The 23,324-nt window shown below is 71.0% G+C and carries 17 protein-coding genes; 13 read left to right on the forward strand and 4 right to left on the reverse strand.

Features of this window, described 5'->3' with window-relative positions; all coding sequences use genetic code 11:
* Positions 1 to 62 precede the first annotated feature (62 nt).
* The 3 genes from GA0070619_RS25110 to GA0070619_RS25120 all read left to right on the forward strand — a co-directional run bounded on the left by GA0070619_RS25110 (position 63) and on the right by GA0070619_RS25120 (position 2,980).
* Positions 63 to 1,700, forward strand: a complete 1,638-nt coding sequence (locus GA0070619_RS25110; protein WP_088950314.1) for an ABC-F family ATP-binding cassette domain-containing protein — start codon at positions 63 to 65, stop codon at positions 1,698 to 1,700.
* 38 nt (positions 1,701 to 1,738) lie between these two features.
* A complete protein-coding gene (locus GA0070619_RS25115) occupies positions 1,739 to 2,047 on the forward strand; it encodes a hypothetical protein (protein WP_088950315.1) in 309 nt (102 codons plus the stop codon).
* 207 nt (positions 2,048 to 2,254) lie between these two features.
* A complete protein-coding gene (locus GA0070619_RS25120; RefSeq protein ID WP_088950316.1) occupies positions 2,255 to 2,980 on the forward strand; it encodes a methyltransferase domain-containing protein in 726 nt (241 codons plus the stop codon).
* Between the two features lie 17 nt (positions 2,981 to 2,997).
* Here the strand turns inward: GA0070619_RS25120 and GA0070619_RS25125 are convergent, their stop codons facing one another.
* On the reverse strand, positions 2,998 to 4,005 hold the full coding sequence (locus GA0070619_RS25125; protein ID WP_088950317.1) for a LacI family DNA-binding transcriptional regulator: 1,008 nt from the start codon (positions 4,003 to 4,005) through the stop codon (positions 2,998 to 3,000).
* Positions 4,006 to 4,151: 146 nt separating this feature from the next.
* On the opposite strand from GA0070619_RS25125, the gene arfA reads away from it, so the two are divergent.
* From arfA to GA0070619_RS25150, 5 genes are read left to right on the forward strand one after another with little or no spacing between them, the layout of a single operon-like run.
* Entirely contained in the window at positions 4,152 to 5,666 is a 1,515-nt protein-coding gene (gene arfA, locus GA0070619_RS25130; protein ID WP_088950318.1) for an arabinosylfuranosidase ArfA, read from the forward strand.
* Positions 5,667 to 5,725: 59 nt separating this feature from the next.
* Positions 5,726 to 7,057, forward strand: coding sequence for an ABC transporter substrate-binding protein (locus GA0070619_RS25135; protein WP_088950319.1), 1,332 nt, complete (start codon positions 5,726 to 5,728; stop codon positions 7,055 to 7,057).
* Positions 7,058 to 7,063: 6 nt separating this feature from the next.
* Positions 7,064 to 8,029 carry a carbohydrate ABC transporter permease gene (locus GA0070619_RS25140; protein WP_088950320.1) on the forward strand — a complete coding sequence of 322 codons (966 nt, stop codon included), beginning with the start codon at positions 7,064 to 7,066 and terminating at the stop codon, positions 8,027 to 8,029.
* A gap of 10 nt (positions 8,030 to 8,039) precedes the next feature.
* The gene (locus GA0070619_RS25145) at positions 8,040 to 8,897 is read left to right on the forward strand and encodes a carbohydrate ABC transporter permease (RefSeq protein WP_172862114.1); all 858 of its coding nucleotides are present in this window, start codon (positions 8,040 to 8,042) and stop codon (positions 8,895 to 8,897) included.
* Positions 8,894 to 9,919 carry a glycoside hydrolase family 43 protein gene (locus GA0070619_RS25150; RefSeq protein WP_088950321.1) on the forward strand — a complete coding sequence of 342 codons (1,026 nt, stop codon included), beginning with the start codon at positions 8,894 to 8,896 and terminating at the stop codon, positions 9,917 to 9,919. Before GA0070619_RS25145 ends, GA0070619_RS25150 begins: the two co-directional genes overlap by 4 nt.
* 50 nt (positions 9,920 to 9,969) lie before the next feature.
* Here GA0070619_RS25150 and GA0070619_RS25155 read toward each other — a convergent pair whose 3' ends face one another.
* Positions 9,970 to 11,466: an amino acid permease gene (locus tag GA0070619_RS25155; RefSeq protein WP_088950322.1), complete on the reverse strand. Its 1,497-nt coding sequence runs from the start codon at positions 11,464 to 11,466 to the stop codon at positions 9,970 to 9,972.
* A 206-nt stretch (positions 11,467 to 11,672) separates the two neighbouring features.
* On the opposite strand from GA0070619_RS25155, the gene GA0070619_RS25160 reads away from it, so the two are divergent.
* Both GA0070619_RS25160 and GA0070619_RS25165 read left to right on the forward strand, forming a co-directional pair.
* Complete coding sequence (locus tag GA0070619_RS25160; RefSeq protein ID WP_088950323.1) at positions 11,673 to 13,340, forward strand: glycoside hydrolase family 10 protein; 1,668 nt, start codon at positions 11,673 to 11,675, stop codon at positions 13,338 to 13,340.
* 180 nt (positions 13,341 to 13,520) lie between these two features.
* Complete coding sequence (locus GA0070619_RS25165; RefSeq protein WP_088950324.1) at positions 13,521 to 14,060, forward strand: phospholipase; 540 nt, start codon at positions 13,521 to 13,523, stop codon at positions 14,058 to 14,060.
* Between the two features lie 153 nt (positions 14,061 to 14,213).
* On the opposite strand, the gene GA0070619_RS25170 is transcribed toward GA0070619_RS25165, so the two are convergent.
* Positions 14,214 to 17,054 (reverse strand): ATP-binding protein, encoded by a 2,841-nt coding sequence (locus GA0070619_RS25170; protein ID WP_088950325.1) that lies wholly within the window; start codon positions 17,052 to 17,054, stop codon positions 14,214 to 14,216.
* Positions 17,055 to 17,206: 152 nt separating this feature from the next.
* Entirely contained in the window at positions 17,207 to 17,422 is a 216-nt protein-coding gene (locus tag GA0070619_RS25175) for an FmdB family zinc ribbon protein (RefSeq protein ID WP_088950326.1), read from the reverse strand.
* 55 nt (positions 17,423 to 17,477) lie between these two features.
* Between GA0070619_RS25175 and GA0070619_RS25180 the strand changes: the two genes are divergently transcribed.
* From GA0070619_RS25180 to GA0070619_RS25190, 3 genes are all read left to right on the forward strand, one after another.
* Complete coding sequence (locus GA0070619_RS25180; RefSeq protein WP_088950327.1) at positions 17,478 to 18,833, forward strand: lytic transglycosylase domain-containing protein; 1,356 nt, start codon at positions 17,478 to 17,480, stop codon at positions 18,831 to 18,833.
* 75 nt (positions 18,834 to 18,908) lie between these two features.
* Complete coding sequence (locus GA0070619_RS25185; RefSeq protein WP_088950328.1) at positions 18,909 to 19,925, forward strand: GNAT family N-acetyltransferase; 1,017 nt, start codon at positions 18,909 to 18,911, stop codon at positions 19,923 to 19,925.
* Between the two features lie 93 nt (positions 19,926 to 20,018).
* Positions 20,019 to 23,297 (forward strand): lamin tail domain-containing protein, encoded by a 3,279-nt coding sequence (locus GA0070619_RS25190; protein WP_088950329.1) that lies wholly within the window; start codon positions 20,019 to 20,021, stop codon positions 23,295 to 23,297.
* Positions 23,298 to 23,324 lie beyond the last annotated feature (27 nt).

Here is a 23,324-nt window from a genome sequence, read left to right on the forward strand (position 1 = left end):
GTCGTTGAGTCTGCCCGCTGCCGGCCGCTCGTATGCGGGGGGCCGGATAGGCTGCCGTCCTGATGAGCGCCACGATGATCGTCAAGGACCTGGCAGCCGGGCACGGCGACCGCCCGCTTTTCGCCGGATTGGACCTGGTGGTCGCCCCCGGTGACGTGATCGGCCTGGTCGGGCCGAACGGGGCCGGCAAGTCGACGCTGCTGCGTACCCTCGCCGGGTTGCTGCCGGTCGAGGCCGGCAGCGTGCGACTCAGCCCGCCCTCCGCGAGCGTCGGGCACCTGCCGCAGGAGCCGGAACGGCGACCGGGCGAGACGGTACGGGACTTCCTGGCCCGGCGGACCGGGGTGACCGCCGCGCAGGCGGCGTTGGACGCGGCGACCGAGGCGTTGACCGCCGGGGCGGCGGGTGCTGACGACGCGTACGCCGACGCGCTGGAGCGCTGGCTCGCCCTCGGCGGCGCGGACCTGGACGAGCGCGCCGAGCAGGTGAGCGCCGACCTGGGGCTCGCGGTGGACCTGGACCACCCGACGACCGGGTTGTCCGGCGGTCAGGCGGCCCGGGCGGGGCTGGCGTCGCTGCTGTTGAGCCGCTACGACGTGTTCCTGCTCGACGAGCCGACCAACGACCTGGACCTGGCCGGGTTGGAGCGCCTGGAGGAGTTCGTCACGGGGCTGCGCGCCGGCACGGTGCTGGTCAGCCACGACCGCGAGTTCCTCACCCGCACGGTGACCCGGATCCTGGAGTTGGACCTGCCCCAGCAGCAGGTGCACCACTACGGCGGTGGCTACGCGGCCTACCTGGAGGAGCGCGAGGTGGCGCGCCGGCACGCCCGCGCGGACTTCGAGGAGTACGCCGACACCAAGGCCGGCCTGGAGGCACGTGCCCGCACCCAGCGTGGGTGGATGGAGAAGGGCGTGAAGAACGCCCGCCGCAAGGCCACCGACAACGACAAGATCGGCCGCAAGTTCCGCAGTGAGTCGAGCGAGAAGCAGGCCGCCAAGGCCAAGCAGACCGAGCGGCTGATCGAACGGCTCGACGTGGTCGAGGAGCCGCGCAAGGAATGGGAGCTGCGGATGGAGATCGCCGCCGCCCCCCGCGCCGGCGCCGTCGTGGCCACGCTGCGAGGTGCTGTGGTACGCCGAGGCGGGTTCACCCTCGGCCCTGTCGACCTCCAGATCGACTGGGCGGACCGGGTGGCGGTGACCGGGGCGAACGGCTCGGGCAAGTCCACCCTGCTGGCCGCGCTGCTGGGGCGGCTGCCGCTGGACGCGGGCACCGCCACACTCGGGCCCGGCGTCGTGATCGGCGAGGTGGACCAGGCCCGAGGGTTGTTCCTCGGCGACGCGCCGCTGATCGACGCGTTCCACGCTGCCGTACCCCACATGTCGCCGGCGGACGCGCGGACCCTGCTGGCCAAGTTCGGGCTGCGTTCGGCGCACGTGCCGCGACCGGCGGCCACCCTCTCCCCCGGCGAGCGGACCCGGGCGGCGCTGGCCCTGCTCCAGGGTCGCGGGGTCAACCTGCTGGTGCTCGACGAGCCCACCAACCACCTGGATCTGCCCGCCATCGAGCAGCTTGAGTCGGCGCTGGCCAGCTACCCCGGAACGCTGCTGCTGGTCACCCACGACCGGCGGATGCTGGCCGCGATCGAGACGAACCGGCGGCTCCGCGTCGACGGCGGGCGGATCGCCGAGGATTGATCCGTGCCGGCGAGCCAGCGCGGGGTGAGAATGACGCCATGCTCAAGTGGGAGTACGCCCTGCTGGTCCGCCGCCGCCAGGCCGCGACCAACGACCTCGGCTGGGAGGTCGTCTTCGTCTGGTACGGCCCGGACGGCTCGATGGTCGACGTGACGCCGTACGGCGACACTGCCCTGGCCCACCTGAACCGGGCCGGTGACCAGGGCTGGGAGTTGGTCGCGATGAGCGAGGACCCGTCCTTGCCCGGCAACAACGAGCTGCACCGCTATCACCTCAAGCGGCCGAAGCCCGCGGAGCCGCCACCCCGCCAACGGATGCGCGGCGGTCGCCGTACCCTCTCGGGCTGACCCGGCCCGCGCGGGGCTGGAGCTGGTGTCCCTGTTGACCGCTATACCTGTGAGTCATATTTATGCCTCACAGGTATAGGGCTCATCGCCTTCTGCCCGCCGGCCCGCGACACGCCCATGGCCCGCCGCGCCGGGGCAGGCGACGACGCGGACGAGCGGGGCATACCGGGCGCGATTGCGGGTATCGCGCGGCGGGAGGTGGCCCGAATGGTCGCTTTGGCACTGACTCCGCCCTCGGCCGACCGGCTGCGGGCGATCGACGATTCCCTCGCCCAGGCATGGGCGGACCAGGCTCGACACGACGACCGGCTGCGGGGCCTCGCCGTGGAGGTGCGGTTCGACCGGGGGGTGGCCCATCTCAGCGGAGACGTCGCCGAGCCGAGCCAGTTACGGCTGGTACGGGACCTGGTGGGCCGGCTGGCCGGCGTCTACGGCATCTGGTGCCGGGTCGGCATCGGTGGGCGGGCGCCGGTGGTCGTGGACCTCGGTTGCGGGCCGACCAAGCAGTGGTCGAGCAACCTGGGGCTGGACATCTATCCGGCGCCGGGGGTGAACGCGGTCGCGGACCTGTCCGGCTCGCTGCCACTCGCGGACAACTCGGTGGACGTCCTGTTCGCGGTGCACATCCTGGAGCACCTGATCGACTTCCTGCCGCTGGTGGACGAGTGTCACCGGGTGCTGCGGCCGGGTGGCGTGCTGCACGTGATGAGTCCCTGGTGGGGGCACGTGAACGCGGTGGCCGACCCGACCCACGTCCGGCTGATGGACGTGCAGACGTTCAAGGGGATCTGCCAGGGCCGCCCACCGGGCACCCCACGGTGGTATCCCCTGCACGCCGGCTGCGACGGCGCCTCGATCTTCGCCGACCTGACTCCGCTCCCACCGGACGCCGACACCGCCCCGAAGTCCCACCTGGCCCGCTTCTTCGACTGACCGGCCCGGCGACCGGCTTACGGGGTCCGGGTGGATTCGCGGATTTCCAGGCGGTAGGGGGCGGAGACCTCCTTCGCCGGGGCGGTGCGGTCGCCGTCCAGGCGGTTGGCGAGAAGTTCGACCGCCAGTTGGGCGATCTTCTCCTTGTCCGGGGCGACGGTGCTCAGGGTGGGGATGGAGAACCGGCCGTCCTCGATGTCGTCGAAGCCGACCACCGCCACGTCCTCGGGCACCCGCAGACCCGCCTCGTGCAGGGCGCGTAGGGCACCCAGGGCGAGCGTGTCGTTGAAGCAGAAGACGGCGTCGGGGCGTACGCCGGAGGTGAGCAGGCCCTGCATGGCGGCCGCACCGTCGGCACGGTGCCAGGCCGACGCGGGCGCCACCAGCGTTTCGTCGTAGTCGAGCCCGGCAGCGCGCAGCGCGTCGGCGTAGCCGGCCAGGCGCAGCCGGGCGCTGGCGCCCTCGTCGGTGCGCTGGGAGCCGATGGCGGCGATCCGGCGGTGGCCGAGCTGGATCAGGTGAGCGGTGATCTCCCGGGCCGCGGTCACGTTGTCGATCACCACTCGGTCGGCGGGGCCGTGTTCGACCCGCTCGCCGAGCAGCACCATGGGTGTGCCGTCCAGGCCGGCCAGGTCCTCAGCGGTCAGCGCCAACGGGCTGAAGATGAGCCCGTCGATCAGGTGGTCGGTGATGCCGGAGGCGACCACCCGTTCCTGCTCGCGCCGACCGCCGGTCTGGTCGATCAGCACCGTCCAGCCGTAGGCGGCGGCGGCGTTGACCACGTAGCGGGCCAGCTCGGCGAAGTACGGGATGTCCAGTTCCGGAACGGCCAGCGCGATCACGCCGGTGCGGCCCTTGCGCAGGTGGCGGGCCGAGAGGTTGGGCCGGTAGTTGAGTTCGGCGATCGCCTCCTCGACGCGGGCACGGGTGTCCGGCCGAACGTGCACGTAGCCGTTGACGACGTTGGAGACGGTCTTCACCGACACCCCGGCCCGTTCAGCCACGTCCTTGAGCCTGTGTCGCACTCCGCAACCTCCCCGATGTAACCCAGCGCACCATACCTCGTCATCAGCTCTTTACAACGTTGCCTACAACGTTGTAGAAACGATGGACACCGGGTGAACGGTGACCGCGCTCACCCGGCATCGGCACGAGGAAAGGTGGCACCCCCTTGCGGACCGCGCAGCTGACGATCGACCCGGCCTTCTCCATCGGCCCGGCCGACCGACGCCTCTTCGGCTCATTCGTCGAGCACATGGGGCGGTGCGTCTACGGCGGCATCTACGAGCCCGGCCACCCCAGCGCCGACTCCCGGGGCCTGCGCCGCGACGTGCTGGACCTGACCCGTGAGCTGGGCGTCTCGGTGGTCCGCTATCCGGGCGGCAACTTCGTCTCCGGCTACCGCTGGGAGGACGGGGTCGGCCCCGTCGGCAACCGGCCCCGCCGACTCGACCTGGCGTGGAAGACGATCGAGACCAACGCGTTCGGGCTGGACGAGTTCATGACCTGGGCCGCCGAGGCCGGCGTCGAACCGATGATGGCGGTCAACCTCGGCACGCGCGGGGTCCAGGAGGCACTGGACCTGCTGGAGTACGCCAACCACCCGGGCGGCACGGAGCTCTCCGACCTGCGGCGCAAGCACGGCGCCGAGGACCCGTACGGGGTGCGGCTGTGGTGCCTGGGCAACGAGATGGACGGCCCGTGGCAGGTCGGCCACAAGACCGCCGACGAGTACGGCCGCGTCGCCGCCGAGGCCGCCCGCGCGATGAAGATGATCGACCCGTCGATCAGCCTGATCGCCTGCGGCAGCTCCAACCGGCGGATGCCCACCTTCGCCTCCTGGGAGGCGACGGTGCTGGAGCACACCTACGAGCACGTCGACTACATCTCGGCGCACACCTACTACGACCCGTCCGACGGCGACCAGGCCAGCATCCTGGCCTCGGCCGTCGACATGGACAACTTCATCACCGAGGTCGTCGCGACCGCCGACCACGTGGCCGCCAAGCAGCGGCACAAGCGCAAGCTGAAGATCTCCTTCGACGAGTGGAACGTCTGGTACGAGTCCCGCCTCCAGGCCGACCTGGACCGGCGCGGCTGGGTCGAGGCTCCGGCGCTGATCGAGGACGACTTCACAGCGGTCGACGCGGTGGTCGTCGGCGACCTGCTGATCACCCTGCTGCGCCACGCGGACCGGGTCGGGGTGGCCGCGCAGGCCCAGCTCGCCAACGTGATCGCGCCGATCCGCACCCGCAACGGCGGCCCGGCCTGGCGGCAGAGCATCTTCCACCCGTTCGCGCTGACCGCCCGGTACGCCCGGGGCACCGTGCTGCGCACCGACCCGGTGTCGCCGCGCTACGACACGAAGAAGTACGGGGACGTGCCGGTGCTCGACACCGTCGCCGTGCACGACGAGGAAACCGGTGAGTTGACCGTCTTCGCGGTCAACCGGGGCTCCACCGATCTCCCGCTGGAGATCGATCTGCGCGGGCTGCCGGGTATGTCCGGCCTGTCCTTCCAGAGCATCGCTGCCGGGTCTGACCCGTCGGCGACGAACACCGAGGCCGACCCCGACCGGGTGACGCCTCGGGACCTTCCCACCCCCACCCCCGACGGCGGCCGGTGCACAGTGCGCCTGCCCGCCGTGTCCTGGAGCGTGCTCCGCTTCGGCCCGGCCAACGCGTAGGTGTCACACCGGTTCTGAGCAGGCACAATTCATCCGTCCCCCTCAAGGAGAGATAAAGCATGATCCAGAACGACATGAGCCGGCGTCGCCTGCTCGGCCTCGGTCTCGGACTCGGCGCCGCGGCCTCGCTGACCCTCGCGGGCTGCGGTGGCGGCGACGACAGCGCCTCCGGCCCGGCCGCGGGCAACGGGGGCAAGGAGTACACCGGCCCCAAGGTGGACCTGAAGCTGTGGAACGGCTTCACCGGCGGTGACGGCGAGATCTTCAAGACGCTGGTCAACCAGTTCAACACCGAGCACAAGAACATCGCCGTGTCGGTGGCCACGTACCAGTGGGAGGACTACTACAACAAGCTCCCCGGCGCGGCCTCCAGCGGCAACGGCCCGGACATCGCGGTCATGCACATGGACCAGCTCGCCACCTTCGCCGCCCGCGGCGTGATCACCGAGCTGGACGACGTCGCCAAGAACCTGGAGCTCGCCGAGGGCGACTTCGCCCCCACCGTGTGGAAGGGCGGGCTCTACAACAACAAGCGGTACGGCATCCCGCTGGACATGCACCCGCTGGGCTTCTACTACAACAAGTCCGTCATGCAGAAGGCCGGCCTGGACCCGAACAAGCCGCCGACTACCAAGGACGACTACGTCGCCGCGCTGACCGAGCTGAAGAAGGCCGGCATCCAGGGCTTCTGGGTCAGCCCGTTCCAGTTCACCGGCGGCATGACCTTCTACTCGCTGCTCAACCAGTGGGGCGCCACCCTGTTCGACGCCGAGGTCGCCAAGGCCACCTTCAACTCGGACCCGGCGGTCGAGGCGTGCACCTGGCTGGTCGACATGATCAAGCAGGGCTTCTCGCCGGCCAACGTCGGTCAGGACGCCGACTACCTGTCGTTCAAGAGCGGCAAGAACGCCTTCACCTGGAACGGCATCTGGCAGATCAACGATCTGAAGAAGAGCCCCGAGGTGCAGTGGGGCGTCGCTCCGCTCCCCCAGATCGGCAGCAAGCCGGCGGCCTGGGCCAACTCGCACAACTTCACTATCGTGAAGCAGCGGGCCAACGACGCCAACAAGGTCTCCGGTGCCAAGGTCTTCATCAACTGGCTCAGCGAGCACTCGCTGGACTGGGCGAAGGGCGGCCAGATCCCGGCCCGTAAGGCCGTCCGCGAGGGCGCCGAGTTCAAGGCGCTGCCGGAGATCTCGTCGCTCGCCCCCGAGCTGGAGTACGCGGCGTTCCCGCCGGCGGCCCCGGGTCTCGGCGAGGTCATGACCACCTTCTACAACTCCTTCAACGAGGCGGCGCTGGGCAAGAAGTCGCCCAAGCAGGCGCTGGACGACGGTGTGGCGAAGGCCAACAAGCAGCTCGAGGACAACCGCAAGAAGTACGGGAGCTGATAACCCGTGGCGGACGTGATCGAGGTCGGGGCGGCGCGCGGTGACGCGCCGCCCCCGGCGGCCGAGGCAGCCCGCCGGGCCGCCTCGGCGGGTCGGACCGGACGGGCGACGCCATATCTGTTCCTCGCCCCCTACCTGGTCCTGTTCGGGGTGTTCGGCCTGCTGCCGATCATCCTCGGCCTCTGGCTGAGCGTGCACCAGTGGGACTTCCAGCTGCCCAACCGGCCGTTCGTCGGGTTGGACAACTACAAGCAGCTCTTCTCCAGCGACTCCGCCGTCTACGGCGACTGGTGGCAGAGCATCCGGGCCACCGCGATCTTCACTGTGCTGTCGGTGCCGCTGCTGGTGGTCGTACCGCTGGGGTTGGCGCTGCTGCTCAACCGGTCCTTCCCGGGCCGGACGTTCTTCCGGGCGATCTACTTCGCTCCGTACGTGCTGGGTGTCGCGGTGATCGGCCTGCTCTGGCGGTTCCTGCTCGACGCCAACCTGGGCCTGGTCAACCGGCTCCTCGGCGTGGTCGGGTTGCCGTCGGACACCCCCTGGGTGACCAACATGCCGTGGGCGTGGATCTCGCTGGTCGGGGTGACCGTCTGGTGGACCTCCGGCTTCAACGCGGTGATCTACCTGGCCGGCCTCCAGGACATCTCGCCGGAGCTGTACGAGGCGGCCCGGATGGACGGCGCGAACGCGTGGCAGCGATTCCGCAACGTCACGCTGCCCGGGCTGCGGCCGGTGCTGCTCTTCGTGATCACGACGACCGTGCTCGCCTCGGCGAACATGTTCGGCCAGTCGTTCCTGATCACCCAGGGGACGCCCGGCACGGAGACCCGCACTGTGGTGTGGTTCATCGTCGAGGAGGGCCTGCGCAACAACAACGCCGGTCGTGCCGCCGCGATGAGCATCGTGTTCGCCCTGCTGCTGGCGGTCGTGAGCATCGCCAACTTCCGCCTCTTCCGCTACAAGGAAGACTGAGGGGACCGCCATGACGACGCCCACGCCGACCACCGACGGCTCCGCACCGGGGCTTCGCCGGGTCGGGCTCTACGCCACCCTGGTGGCCCTGGCCCTGATCTTCCTGGTCCCGCTGGTGTGGATGGTCATCACCTCACTGAAGACCTACACGGCCGCCCAGCAGATCCCACCGAGCTGGCTGCCGAACCCGCTCGCCGGTTACGGCTACGAGCAGATCCTCAACAACTCGGCGAACCCGGTGCTGCGCTGGTTCCTCAACAGCATGGTGGCCGCCACGCTGCACTCGGCGTTGGTGCTGGTCACCGCCTCGATGGCCGCGTACTCCCTGGCCCGGCTGAAGTTCCGGGGTCGTGGGGTGACCTTCGCACTGATCGTCGGGACGCTGTTCATCCCGCCGACCTCGCTGATCATCCCGAACTTCCTGATCGTCGACCAGCTCAACTGGATCGACACCCTCGCCGTGGTCGTGGTGCCCGGCGCGGCCAGCGCGTTCGGGGTGTTCTTCCTGCGGCAGTTCTTCCTCTCCCTGCCGAACGAGCTGGAGGAGGCCGCCACGCTGGACGGCGCCAACCAGTGGCAGATCTTCTACAAGGTGGTGCTGCCGCTGTCCAGGCCGGCGCTGGCCACCCTGGCCGTGCTGTCGTTCCTCACCAACTGGAACGACTTCCTCTGGCCGATCTTCGTGCTGTTCAGCCCGGAGAATCTCACCCTGCCGCCGGGCCTGGGCCTGCTCCAGGGCTCGTACGTCACCGACTACCCGGTGATCATGGCGGGCGCGGTGCTGGCCAGCCTGCCGGTGCTGATTCTCTTCGTGCTGGCCCAGCGGCACATCATCCAGGGTGTCTCCCGCAGCGGTCTGAAGGGATGACGCGTACGACCGTCCGGCGACGTGGCGCGGCGGCGATCGTTCTCGCCGCCGCGTTGCTCGTCGCGGGCTGCTCCGACGGCACCGAACCCACCCCCACGAGCAGCGGGAGCGACTCCAGCGTGTTCACCAACCCGGTCGTGAAGACCGACGCCCCGGACCCGCAGGCGATCCAGGTGGGCGACACCTGGTACCTGTTCCACACCAACTCCGGCGGCCGCAACGTCCCGGTGCTCACCTCGACCGATCTGGTCGACTGGACCGAGGCCGGGGATGCCCTGCCGACGCTGCCGGACTGGGCGGACGCCGGGAAGACCTGGGCACCTGAGGCGATCCAGCTCGCACCGGAGGTGTTCCTGCTCTACTACACGGTCGCCGGCCGGGAGTCCGGCCGGCAGTGCGTCGGGCGGGCGGTGGCGAGCGCGCCGCAGGGGCCGTACTCCGACGACGCGGCCGGCCCGCTGATCTGCCAGGCCGACCTGGGCGGGGCGATCGACGCCAGCCCGTACCGGGACACCGACGGCAGTCTGTGGCTGCTGTGGAAGAACGACGGCAACGCGATCGGGGTGGACACCTGGCTCTGGTCGCAGCGCCTCGCCGACGACGGCCTGACCCTGGTCGGTGAGCCGACGAAGCTGCTGAAGCAGACCGAGCCGTGGGAGGGCACCCTGATCGAGGGGCCGTTCTTCCACCGTCAGGACGGTCGGTTGCTGCTCTTCTTCGCCGCCAACGCGTACGACCGGGCGGAGTACGCCGAGGGCTACGCGGTCTGCGAGGGCCCGACCGGCCCGTGCGTGAAGGCAGGCGAGAACCCGATCCTGAAGAGCAACGAGGCCGCCTCGGGCCCCGGCCACGCGTCGATGGTGGTCAAGGACGGGCGGACCTGGCTGCTGTACCACGCCTGGCCGCCGGGCCAGGAGGGCAGCACCGACCCGGGCCGGCAGGTGTGGCTCGACGAGGTGACCTGGGTAGACGGCAAGCCGGTCGTCAAGGGCCCGACGGCCACGCCGCAACCCCGCCCCTGAGCTGGCCGTGCGGAAGGGTCCCGAGGCTGGGGCCCTTCCGCACGTGTCCGTCAGGCGGTCGGTTCGCGGGGGGCCGGGGCAACCGCCGGTTCGTGCTGGGCCAGCCGGTTGCGGCGGTGGCCGTAGCCGAAGTAGATGACCGCGCCGAGCAGCATCCAGGCCAGGAACCGCAGCCAGGTCTCCACCGACAGGTTGAGCATCAGGTAGAAGCAGGCCAGCGCGGAGACGATCGGCAGCACCGGGGAGAACGGCACCCGGAACGGCCGCTCCAGGTCGGGGCGCTTGCGACGCAGGATCGGCACCGCGACCGACACGAGCACGAACGCGCAGAGCGCGCCGATGCTGACCAGGTCGGCCAACGCGGACAGCGGCAGGAAACCGGCCAGCAACGCGACCGCCACCGTCATGATCGCGGAGATCCGGTACGGGGTGCCCCAGCGCGGGTGCACCTTCGCGATCGAGGGCGGGATCAGCCCGTCGCGGGCGATGGCGAACCCGATCCGGCCCATCGCCACCAGGTCGACCAGGATGACGCTGGTCAGGCCGGCGACCGCGGCGATGGAGACCAGCACCGCCGCCCAGCCCGCGCCGACCGACTCGAACGCCGACGCGATAGGGGCGCCCCGGTCGATCTCCGTGTAGGGCACCATCCCGACCACCACGAGCGAGACACCGATGTAGAGCACTGTGGAGATCAACAGCGTGCCGAGCAGACCCAGGGTGAGGTCCCGCTTGGGCTTCCGGGTCTCCTCACCCAGGTTGGCCACGGCCTCGAAGCCGGTGTACGCGAAGAAGACCACCGCGGCGGCGCTGAGCACCCCGACGAAGCCGAAGACCGACGGCTCCAGCCCGAAGAGCGCCTGCGTGACCGGCTGCTTGATGCCGTCGTCGCCGCTGCCGGCGGGCTCGGCCGGTGGGATGAACGGGGTGAGGTTCGCGGCCTTGACGAAGAACAGGCCGGCGACCACCACGAAGACGCAGATGGCCACCTTGACCAGCACCAGCAGGTTGGTGATCCGGGCGGATTCCCGGATGCCGACGATCGCGACGATGCCGAGGATCAGCACGATGGCGATGGCGCCGATGTTGACAGTGCTGCCCTCCTCGCCGAACCAGCGGGTCGGCAGGTCGAGCAGTTCGGCCAGGTAGCCGGACCAGCCGCGGGCCACCACGGCGGCGCCGAGCGCGAACTCCAGCAGCAGGTCCCAGCCGATGATCCAGGCGACGATCTCGCCCATCGTGGCGTACGCGTAGGTGTAGGCGCTGCCCGCGGTCGGGACGCTGGAGGCCAGCTCGGCGTAGCAGAGCGCGGCCAGCAGGGCGACCATGCCGGCGATGGCGAAGGAGATCACCACGCCCGGGCCTGCGCTGTCGCGGGCCTCGATTCCGGTGAGGGTGAAGATGCCGGTGCCGATCACGATGCCGATGCCGAAGCCGGTGAGGTCGATCGCACCGAGCCGCCTCTTCAGCCCCAGTTGGCCGTCGCTGCCGTCCGCCTCACCTTGAGCTATCACGTCCTTGATCGGTTTTGTGCGCAGCACGGACATGCGCTCACCCCTCCCACCACCGTGCGACCACCCCCGTGGCGGCCGGTGACCGGCGTTGCTACCCAGCGACGGGAATGGTCAACCACGAGCCCTTGCGGTAACGGCCCGACTGTGAAAATTTCCTACCAGCGGTAGATAGCCGTCGGCGAATCTTGCCGAGGGTGCCGCGCTCATCACACGGGAGCCCCAACGGAGGGACACACCGCATGAAGCCAACTCGCCTCGCAGCCGCCGGGCTGATCACCACCCTGCTCGGCAGCCTCGTCGCCGCCGCCCCCGCGAACGCGGCGCCCGACACGGCCAGCGCCACCAGCACCTCCAGCACCAGTTGCACCACCGACCCCGCCACACCGAAGCGACAGTTCCGAGCCATGTGGATCTCGTCGGTGGTCAACATCGACTGGCCCAGCAAGGCGTCCCAGACCAGCCCGGACCGGGTCGCCGCACAGCAGGCCGAATATCGGGAACTGCTCGACCTCGCCGAGCGGCTCAACCACAACGCCGTCGTGGTGCAGGTCCGGCCGACCGCCGACGCGCTCTGGCCGTCGCCGTACGAGCCCTGGTCGGAGTACCTGACCGGCACCCGTGGGCAGGACCCGGGCTGGGACCCGCTGGCGTTCCTGGTCGACGAGTCGCACAAGCGCAACCTGGAATTCCACGCGTGGTTCAACCCGTACCGCGTCTCCATGCCGGCCCCCGGCGGCGCCGGCGCGGACCTCAACCTGCTCGCTCCCGGCCACCCGGCCCGGCAGCACCCCGACTGGACCTTCGCCTACCCGCCGGCCGGCGTGGCCGGCAGCCGGCTCTACTACAACCCCGGAGTCCCCGAGGTACGCGAGTTCGTGCAGACCGCGATGATGGACGCGGTCAGCCGGTACGACGTCGACGGCGTGCACTTCGACGACTACTTCTACCCCTACCCCAGTGGCAGCTACCAGGTGCCCGACGACGCCACCTTCGCCGCACACAACCGGGGCTTCACCGACCGGGCGGACTGGCGGCGGGACAACATCAACCTGCTGATCCAGGAGATGAACGGCAAGATCAAGGCGGCGAAGCCGTGGGTGAAGTTCGGGGTCAGCCCGTTCGGCATCTGGCGCAACCAGACCGCCGACCCGCTCGGCTCGGACACCACCGGCAGCCAGTCGTACGACATCATCTCCGCCGACACCCGCAAGTGGGTCAAGCAGGAGTGGATCGACTACGTGGTGCCGCAGCTCTACTGGTACATCGGCCAGTACCCGGCCGCCGACTACGCGCGGCTCGTGCCGTGGTGGGCCGAGACGGTGCGCGGCACCCGCGTGCAGCTCTACATCGGCCAGGCCGACTACAAGAGCGGCGACCCGGCGTACGGGCCGTTCTGGCAGAACCCGCGCGAGCTGTCCGACCACCTGACGCTCAACCGGTCGTACCCGGAGGTGCAGGGCAACGTGCACTTCTCCGCCGTCCAGGTGCGGGCCAACCGCCTCGGCGCCACCGACATCTACGCGGCCGAGCACTACTCCCGGCCCGCGCTGGTGCCGGCCATGACGCACCTGCCGGCCAAGCCACTGCTCTTCCCGGTGGTCACCAAGGCGGCCCGACAGGTAGACGGAGTACGGCTGACCTGGCGTCAGCCGGCGGACGGCGCCGGGCCATTCGGCACCGCCACCTCGTACGCGATCTACCGTTTCGACGGCACCACAGTGCCCGGCCGGTGTGGCACGGCGGACGCCACGCACCTGGTCGACACCGTCCGGGCCACGCCCGGCGGGGCACAGTCCTGGGTGGACACCTCGGCCGTGCCCGGTAAGCGCTACACCTACCAGGTGACCGCGCTGGACCGGTCGGCCAACGAGAGCCCGGCCAGCCCGCCGGCATTCGTCCTGCGCTGACCCGTTCTCCCGAATGCCCCGGGCGCCTCGCGTGCCCGGGGCATTCGTCTGTTTGAACGGATGTCACCAATAGTTGGCGAGGCACATACCGCGCAGTTGATCAGTTGATCGAAACTGATCGACATCCGGTGACCCGCCGGTAACTTCCGTCCCACCCGCCCACCCCCGCGGAGGTAACCCGTGCCCCGACGTCTCGCCACCCTGTTCGCCTCGGGCGCGCTCGCGCTGCTCGCCACCCTCGCCATCGCCTCCCCCGCCGCCGCCGTCACCCCCGCGCAGAAGCTGTCCGTGCTGTCCAGTTGGACGCAGACCAGCGCCTCCAGCTACAACGCCTGGAACAGCGCCCGGGTCAACCGGGCCCCCTGGGCCGAGTACAACTTCAACTGGTCCACCGACTACTGCTCGTCCAGCCCGGACAACCCGCTCGGGTTCACCTTCAACCTGGGCTGCTACCGGCACGACTTCGGCTACCGCAACTACAAGGCGGTCGGCCAGTTCCCCGCCAACAAGTCCCGACTGGACAGCGCCTTCTACGAGGACCTGAAGCGCGTCTGCACCACGTACAACGCAGTCGTCCGACCGGCCTGCTACAGCCTGGCCTGGACCTACTACCAGGCGGTCAGCGTCTTCGGTTCCGTGGCGGCCGTACAGCAGGCCGACATCGACCGCGCCGCGAAAATGAAGGCCAAGGCCGAAGCCGCAGCCGCCGCCCGCGCCTAACCCCCCAACCCCAACCCCCACCCAACCCCCACCCCCTTCGTCCGTTGATCATGAAGTTATTGCCCGTCCGCCCGGCGTGTCGCAGCAATAACTTCATGGTCAACGACGGCGGGTGGGGGTGGGCCGGGTGGGATTGGGGGTTGGGTGGGTTGGTTAGGCGCGTTCGGTTCGGGTTGCCGGGTGGCGGTCCGGGTCGGCGGGACGACGGGGGGTTGGCTGGGACAGGCCGGTGCTGAAGCGGGTCGAGTCGGCCGCCAGGTCCGGGTGTTCCACGTCGAGGGCCAGCGCCGCCGCCTCGTCCAGCCCCAACTCGGCACCCTCGCCGTACGCGTCGTCGAAGGCCGCGTCGCCCAGCACCGTACGCAGCTGCGCCTGCTGCTCCGCCCAGTAGCCGCCGTAGATGCCCGGGGTCGCCCGCATGCTCGCCCGGGTGGCCTGCGCCGCCCCGAACAGGCGAGCCGCGGTCAACCGGTCCCCGCCGATGGCGCAGCGCACCGCGACCGCGTTCAACGTGTCGCACGCCCGGCCGTGGTAGCCGTGACCCATCCGGGAACGCAGCGCCACCAGCAGGTGCTCGTGTGCGGCGACGACGTCTCCCCGGGCCAGCGCGACCATCCCGAGCAGCATGTCCACCGAACGCCGACCCCGCTCCACAGGCCGGGCCGCCTCCACCGGGCGGACCGCCCCGAGCAGGTCGGCCGCCTCCTCCAGGGCGCCCCGCCGCCACAGCAGCTCGGCCAGGCTGAACACCGCGAACAGCGCTTCGCCGACCACGTCCTGCCCGTGCGCCCAGTCGATGACCTCCCGGCACACCCGCTCGGCCTCGACGAACTGCCCCATGTCCACCAGTGGCGCGGCCCTGCCGGCGAGCACCCGAGCCAGCAACCCGGCGTCACCGGCCTGACGGGCGGCTGCCTCCGCGCGCTGGGAGTAGCGCAGCTCCTCCGCGAACTCGCCGTCGGCGCCGGCGTGCAGCGAGTGCATGTGGTACGCCGCCGCCAGCTCCGCCTCCGGGATCCGCTCGCCCGTTTCGGCGATCCGCCCGTACAGCCGGAACAACCACAGCCGCCCCTCCCGGGCCAGGCCCCGCTCAAGCCACCACTGGTCCAGGCCACCAGCCAGCCCCAGACCGGCACGGGCACTGCCACCGGTGGCGCACCACCGCAGCGCGGCGCGCAACTCCCCGGCCAACGGGTCCAGGGCGTACAACGACAACGTGACGGGCCGGCCGTCCTGGCCCAGGTGTGCCTGGCCCAGCGCATGCGCCGACCAGGCCACGTGCCGGTTCCGGGCGGCCTGCTCCTCACCCGCCTCGGCCAACCGCCGCGCCGCGTACGCCCGGATGGGGTCGAGCATCCGGTAGGTGCTGCCCGCCGCACGCGGCTCGGCCAGGACCATCGATTTGTCCACCAGCACCGACAGCGGGTCCAGCGGGTCGTCGCCCAGCAGCCACTCCACCGTGCCGAGGTCAACCGGCCCGGCGAAGACCGCCAGCCAGCGCAGCAGGCGGGCGGCCCGGGGCCCCAGCGTCCGGTACGACCAGGTGACGGTGGCCTGCATGGTCAGGTGCCGCTCGGTGGCCGAGCGATGCACCGCCCTGGTCGCCGGGCTGGGCGGTGTCGCGCCGGCCGCCGCCGCGACCAGGTCCACGGTGTCCTGCTGGTTGCCGGACCAGCCCCGCTCCACCGGCGGCGGCTCCGGGTCTTCCCGTCCGGCGTCCAAGGTGCCGAGCACGTCGTCCAGTCGCTCGGCGAGCTGGCCGACGGAGAGCACCCGCAGCCGGGCTGCGGCCAACTCGATGGCGAGCGGCAACCCGTCGAGCCGCTGCACCACCCGGCGCAGATCAGCCGACTCGGCCGGATCCGGCTGCCGACCGCCGCGCGCCGCCGCCGTCCGGTCCAGCAGGAGCGCCACCGCGTCGCTCTCCGCGCCGTCCGGCCGTGGGTCGACCGAGAGAGGCGGGATCCGCCACACCACCTCGCCCGGCAGGCTGAACGACTCCCGACTGGTCGCCAGCACCCGTACGCCGCTCCCACCGGACAGCAGCCGCGCGATCACCTCCGCGCAGGCGGCCGGTTGGGTGTCGCAGGTGTCCAGTACGACCAGCATGCGGCGGTTGGCCGCGTACTCGACCAGGGTGTCCAGCATCGGCCGGCCCGGCTCGGGTCGCAGGCCGAGCACCGCAGCGATCGCGAACGCCACCAGCCCCGGGTCGGTCACCGCGGCGATGTCGACGAACCAGACCCCGTCCGGGTATGCCTCGACGACGCCGCTGGCCAACTCCACAGCGAGGCGGGTCTTGCCCGCGCCGCCCGCCCCCAGCACGGTGACCAGGCGGTGTTGTCGCACCAACAGGCCCAGCTCGACGCGCTCGGTCTGCCGACCGACGAACGAGGTCACCTGGGTCGGCAGGTTGTGCGGCACCGTGTCGGCGGTGCGGGGCCGGGGGAACTGCCGCTCCAGGCCCGGTGCGATGAGTTGGAACAGCCGCTCCCGGTCGTCGAAGCCGCGCAACCGGTGCAGGCCCAGGTCGAGCAGGGTCGCACCGGGCGGCAACGGCTCGGCCCGACGGGCGGTGGACGCCGAGCAGAGCACCTGCCCACCGTGGGCGGCGGCGGCCACCCGGGCGGCCCGGTGCACCTCGGGGCTGGCGTACTCGCCGTCGCGCGGCTCGGCGTAACCGGTGTGCAGGCCCATCCGCACCCTGGGTGCGGCTTCCGCTGTGGGCCAGTCGTGGTTGGACAATGCCCGTTGGGCGGTCAGGCAGGCGGTCAGCGCCGCCGCCGGGTCCTCGAAGGCCAGGAAGAACGAGTCGCCCTCGGTCAGCAGCTCCGCGCCCCCCGTGCTGGCCAGCGTCCGGCGCAGCAACCGCCGATGCTCAGCGAGCACCGGTCGGTAGTCCGGACCGAGCAGTTGGGCCAGCCGGGTCGAGCCCTCGATATCGGTGAACACGAAAGTCACCCAACCGCTCGGGAGCTGGATCCGTGGCGACATGCGTGGAACCTCCGCCCGTGACGTCGGATTCATGCTGCCTGAATCCGAGCGATCACGCATCGTGAGAACGGCCGGGCAGGTGCCGCCTCAAGGTGCCACTCGGACCCGCTCCCGGCAAGGACTGTCCACCAGGCGGCGGAGAACTGCCCCGATCAGCAGCCGCAGGCGCCACCGCAGCAGCCACCACCGGCGGGTGCCGGAGCACCACCGGCGGAACCACCCCGGCCGGTGACCGCGACGGCGGAAAGCAGCTTGACCGTGTCGGCGTGTCCCTGTGGGCAGGTGGCCGGCTCACCGGCCGCAGCCATCGAACGGTTGACCTCGAAGGTGTCTCCGCAGGCGCGGCAGCGGAACTCGTACCGGGGCATGGCACCCAGGGTACGTGGATCTGGCATTCGGCGGGGCATGGGTGATACTCGAAGGGTGGTGGACGGTGAGGACGACACGCGTGTGCAACCGTTACGACCGGCCGCGCCGCTGGACGGCCCACTAAAGGGCTCGGGGGCTGCGCCCGATCCGGTGCGCGCGGTGCCCCGTCCCCGCAGGCCATGGCTGAGCGGACGGTCCGGGGCTGGGCCGACCACACCAGCGGCAACACCCGCACCGACCGCCCCCGGTGCCGACCCGGCCGCGAAGGTCGAGGCCACCACGGTCGCGGACCCGAAGACCGCAACCCCGAAGACAGCGGACCAGAAGACCGCGGACGCCACGGTGGAGGACGCGAAGGCGGACGCCGTGGCCGACGATGCGAAGGCCGCCACCGCGGATCCGGCGAAGACCATGGTGGACGGCGTACCCGTCGTGCCGGCGTCCGATTCCGCCCGGCGGCGGCGGGTGCCGTTCGCGCACGCGGTACGGCTGGAGCCACGCCGGGCAGCGGCCTCCGCGGCCCACGCGACCCGCGCCTGGGCTCGTCGGCCGAGCGGTCGGCTCACCCTGCCCGGTGTGTTCCTGCTGGCACTGGTGGCCGCGACCGCGGCGGCCGGTGCGCTGCTCGTGCCGGCCACCATCCGCGCACCGCGCCCGGTCGCGGCCGACTCCTCCGCTACGCTGGCCGTACCGCCAGCGGCCCCGTCCGGCTTCCCCACCGGCCCGCTGCCCACCGGACCGGTGCCGACCGGCCCGCTGCCCAGCGGTGGGCTGCCCGGTGGTGGCCTCCCCGGCAGTGGGCTGCCGACCGGGCCCGCCATCGGCCCGGTGGTCGGGGGTCGACCCTCGGACGCTCTGGCCGGTTGGGCTCAGCAGGTCGGTGCCAAGGTCGGTGTCCCCGCGACCGCCATGCAGGCGTACGGGTACGCCGAGCTGGTGCTCGCCCAGACCAACCGCAGCTGCGCGTTGAGCTGGACCACGCTGGCCGCGATCGGCAAGGTCGAGTCGGGGCACGGCTCGGCCAACGGCGCGCGGTTGGGACCGGACGGCATGGCACTGCCGAAGATCATCGGGCTGCCTCTGGACGGCAAGGACGGCCGGATGCGGATCATCGACACCGATCGTGGGGCGCTCGACGGAGACCCGGTCCTCGACAAGGCGATCGGGCCGATGCAGTTCATCCCGACCACCTGGCAGGAGATCGGCGCGGACGCCGACAACGACGGCAAGAAGGACCCGCACGACCTGGACGACGCCGCCCTGGCAGCGGGAAACTACCTCTGCAAGGGTGGCCGGAACCTGAGCATTCCGGGCGACTGGTGGAACGCGATCCTCTCCTACAACGACGTGCGGCGCTACGCCCAGGACGTCTTCGACACCGCGAACCAGTACGGACGGGCCAGCCGCTAGTGAAGTGATCGTCTCGATACGTTGGAGAACTGGACACTTCCCCCCGGCCTCTGTTAGCGGCAAGCTAGACGGGTGATGGTGCGCGAGTGGGACCCCAGGACCGCGTCGTCCGCCGAGATCGCTTCGCTGCTGGCGACGCTGAACGCGGTCCTGGCGGCCGATCTGCCGCAGGACCCGCCGTGGCGGGAGACCTCGCTGCGGGAATACCTCGCCGAGGTGATGCCCGGCGAGCGGCGGATCTCCTGGATCGCCCAGGCTGAGCCGACCGACCCCGGCGACCCGGGCGCGGTGCTCGGCCAGGTGCACGTGCTGCTCCTCGGTGACATCGGCGTGCTCGAGGTGCTGGTGCACCCGTCCGTGCGGCGCAGCGGTCTCGGTCGTGATCTGGTGTTGCGCGCCGCCCGCCGGGTCTACCAGGAGGGCTTCCAGTCGATCGGGGTGGAGGTGGTCGGCGACACGCCGGCGGTGGCCTTCTACGAGGCGCTCGGCTTCGCCCGGGAATACGTGGAGACCCGCAGCGTGCTCGACCTGACCGCTGTCGACTGGGCCGAGCTGGCCGAGATGGCGACCGGCATCGGGGCGGGTTACCACCTGGAGTTCTTCCCCGGCGGGCCACCGGATGACCTGATCGAGGCGTACGCGCGGGCGAAGGCCGAGGTGCGCGACGTCGACGACGGTGAGCTGCGCCCCAGCTCCTACGATCCGGAGCGGCTGCGCGACAGCCTCGACACCCTGCACCGGCGGGGCATGAAGCCGTACATCGTGCTCGCCCGGCACGAGCAGAGCGGCGAGGTGGCCGGCCTGACCGAGGTGGTGGTCCCGGCGCAGCACCCCACCCGTGCCGACCAGTACGACACGATCGTCGCGCAGGACCACCGGGGCTACGGCATCGACCGGGCGATCAAGGCTCGGATGCTGCTGGAGCTGCGCTCCGCCGAGCCGGAGCTGATCGAGGTGCAGACCTGGAACGCGCAGGCCAACGAGGCGATGCTGAAGGTCAACGCGGAGTTGGGTTACCGGTCCGACCGGGACTGGTGCGAATACAGCGTCGACGTCGCTGAGCTGGTGCACCGCCTCGACCCACCCCGCTGAGGGAATTCACGAAACTGTCCACTTGGGGATGGACGGCGGACAGCCGCGCACCTTAACGTGCGTTCGACCCCATCCACCCATCGTGGAGGCCCTATGCGCCCGCGCCGCTCAATCGCCGCGCTCGCGACCGCCACCGCCGCCGTGACCATCACGGCGCTCGGCGTCGCACCCACCGCGGCCAGCGCCGCGCCCACCGACCTGTTCATTTCGGAGTACGTCGAAGGCTCGTCGAACAACAAGGCGATCGAGCTGTTCAACGGCACCGGCGCCGCCGTGGACCTGACGGCCGGCGGCTACCAGTTGCAGCTCTACTTCAACGGCTCCACCACGGCCACCACGATCGCGCTGACCGGGAGCGTGGCCGCTGGGGACGCGTTCGTGTTCGCGAGCGCCTCGGCCGGGGCCGCCATCCTCGCCCAGGCCGACCAGACCAGCGGAGCGAGCCTGTTCAACGGTGACGACGCGGTCGTGCTGCGCCGGGGCACCACAGTGCTCGACTCGATCGGTCAGGTCGGGGTCGACCCGGGCGCCGAGTGGGGGGCCGGCACGACCAGCACCGCCGACAACACCCTGCGCCGGCTGCCAACCGTGGCCGCCGGCGACACGGACCCGTCGGACGCGTTCGACCCGGCCGCGCAGTGGGCGGGCTTCCCGGTCGACACCTTCGACGGGCTCGGCGCGCACACAGTCGACGGCGGGGGCCCGGTCGACGTGCCGGCCACGCTGACCTGCGGGGGGCCGTTGGTCACCGCGGCGGGCACGGCCGCGACGCGCGAGGTCACCGCCACCGACCCCGATGACACGGTCGTCGACCTGGCGGTGACGGGGGTCAGCCCGACCCCGACCAGCGGCTCGATCACCCGCACCGCGTTCACCCCCGCGGAGGGGTTGGGCGGCACCGCCCGCGCAACGGTCGGCACCAGCGCCGACCTGACCGCCGGGGCGTACACCGTCACCCTGACCGCGACCGACGCGGACGGTGGCACCGCCAGCTGCGCGCTGGTCGTGCAGGTGACCCGGGAGCTGACCGTCGGCGAGGTGCAGGGTCCGACCACCGACGCCGAGTCCGGCCCGAGCGACCGGTCGCCGCTCGCACCGGCGAGCGGCAACGGCACGAGCAGCACGATGTACGACGTCCGCGGCGTGATCACCCAGTTGACCCTGGCGCGTACCTCGGCGGGGGCGGAGCAGCACGGCTTCTTCCTCCAAAGCCGCACGGGCGACACCGACGGAGACCCGACCAGTTCCGACGGCATCTTCGTGTTCATGGGCACGTTCACCTCACTGGTCGGCGGTTATGTCCCGACGGTCGGCGACGAGGTGGTTTTGCGGGCCCGGGTGTCGGAGTACTTCGGCTTCACCCAGCTCTCCGGCGCCTCGCTGGTCCGCCGGATCGCCGGCGGGCTGGCCGTGGACACCGCGGTCGAGGTCACCGACGCGGTGCCACCGATCGAGGTGACCGACGCGCAGCGTTTCTGGGAGCGGCACGAGGGCACCCGGATGCGGGTACGCGCGGGCAGCGGCGCGGTGAGCGGGCGGGACGTCTTCTCGTCCACTGCCGACGCCGAGCTGTGGGTGGTTGACCGGGACGATCCACTGCTGGACCGCGCCGACCCGTACACCCGGCGGGTCTTCCGTGATTCGCACCCGCTGGACAACGACCCGACCCGCCGTTTCGACGACGGCAACGGCCAGCGGACGCTGCTCGGCAGCATGGGTGTGAAGGCCACCGCCGGGGACAGCGCCGCGCTGCTCCCGCCGGCGCACACCTTCGACACGCTGCGCGCGGACGCGGTGGGCGGGGTCTACTACTCGTTCGAGAAGTACGGCGTCCAGGTCGAGCGGGCGGAGTTCGACGCCGGGGCCGACCCGTCGAAGAACAACCCGCCCAAGCCGGCCGACCGGTCGCAGGAGGTGGCCGTCGCCACCTATAACGTGGAGAACCTGTACGACTACCGGGACGACCCGTTCGACGGCTGTGACTTCACCGGCAATGCCGGCTGCCCGGGCGTCAACCCGCCGTTCGACTACGTGCCGAGCAGTGAGGCGGACTACCGGCAGCAGCTCGGTGCTCTCGCCGACCAGATCGTCAAGGATCTGCACGCACCGGACCTGATCCTGGTGCAGGAGGCCGAGGACCAGGACATCTGCACGGTTTCCGGCACCACGTTGAGCTGCGGTGACACCGACAACGCGGACGGCGCTCCGGACAGCATCCAGGAGTTGGCGCTGGCGGTGGCGGCAGCCGGTGGGCCGGCGTACGCCGCTGCCTATGACCGGACCGGCGCGGACGCCCGCGGGATCACCGCAGCCTTCCTCTACCGCACGGACCGGTTGTCGCTGGCGGCCGCGACGGCGGACGACCCGCTGCTGGGTTCGGCACCGACCGTCCAGTACCGAGCTGCGGGGTTGCCGGCCAACGCGGACGTGCAGAACCCGAAGGCCCTCAACGCGGTGCTGCCGTCGGATGTGGACACGTCGACCGGTCGGGACGGCAGCAACGTCTTCACCCGCGCTCCCCAGTTGGGCAAGTTCACAGTGGCCGCCGCACCCGGCTCGACGGAGCGGTTCACCCTCTACGCGCTCAGCAACCACTACTCCTCGGGCCCGGACAGCCGGGTCGGGCAGCGGCGGGAGCAGGCGCGCTACGGCGCCGCGATCGTCACCGCGATCGAGGCGGCCGACCAGACCGCCCGGGTGGTCTACGGAGGGGACCTGAACGTCTTCCCCCGCCCGGACGATCCCATCGCGACCGGCAGCCAGCCCACTCCCTCGGACCAGCTCGCACCGCTCTACGAGGCGGGCCTGCACAACCTGTGGGACAACCTGGTGGCGGACGTGCCGGCGTCGGCATACTCGTACAGCTTCGAGGGGCAGGCGCAGACGCTCGACCACCTGTTCGTCAACGACGCGCTCTACGGCGACCTGGTGCAGGTGCGGGCCGCGCACATCAACGCCGACTGGCCGGCCGAGTTCACCGGCGACGGGTCGCGGGGTTCCAGCGACCACGACCCGCAGGTGGCCCGGTTCCGGTCCCGGGCGTCGTTGACCGTCGCCGACACGGCGGTGGTCGAGGGCAACCAGGGCACCAGGCAGCTCACCTTCACCGCCACGGTGTCCCGGCCGCTGTCCCAGCCGGTGCTGCTCTGCGCCACGACGGTCGGCCTCACGGCTCAGGGTGGTGCGGACTTCGACCCGTACGTCGGTTGCAAGGTGTTGGCGGCCGGGCAGACGTCGGTGGTGTTCCCGGTGTCGGTGCGCGGTGACCGTAAGCGGGAGACGGACGAGAAGCTGACGCTGCTGGTGGCCGGGGTTCCCGGCCTACGGCTGGCCGACCCGCTCGCGGTCGGCACGATCACCAACGACGACTGACGTCGCGTTTTCCCGGCGAGGCCCGCA

The sequence above is a fragment of the Micromonospora zamorensis genome (assembly GCF_900090275.1).
In the GTDB taxonomy this organism is placed as follows: Bacteria; Actinomycetota; Actinomycetes; order Mycobacteriales; family Micromonosporaceae; genus Micromonospora; species Micromonospora zamorensis.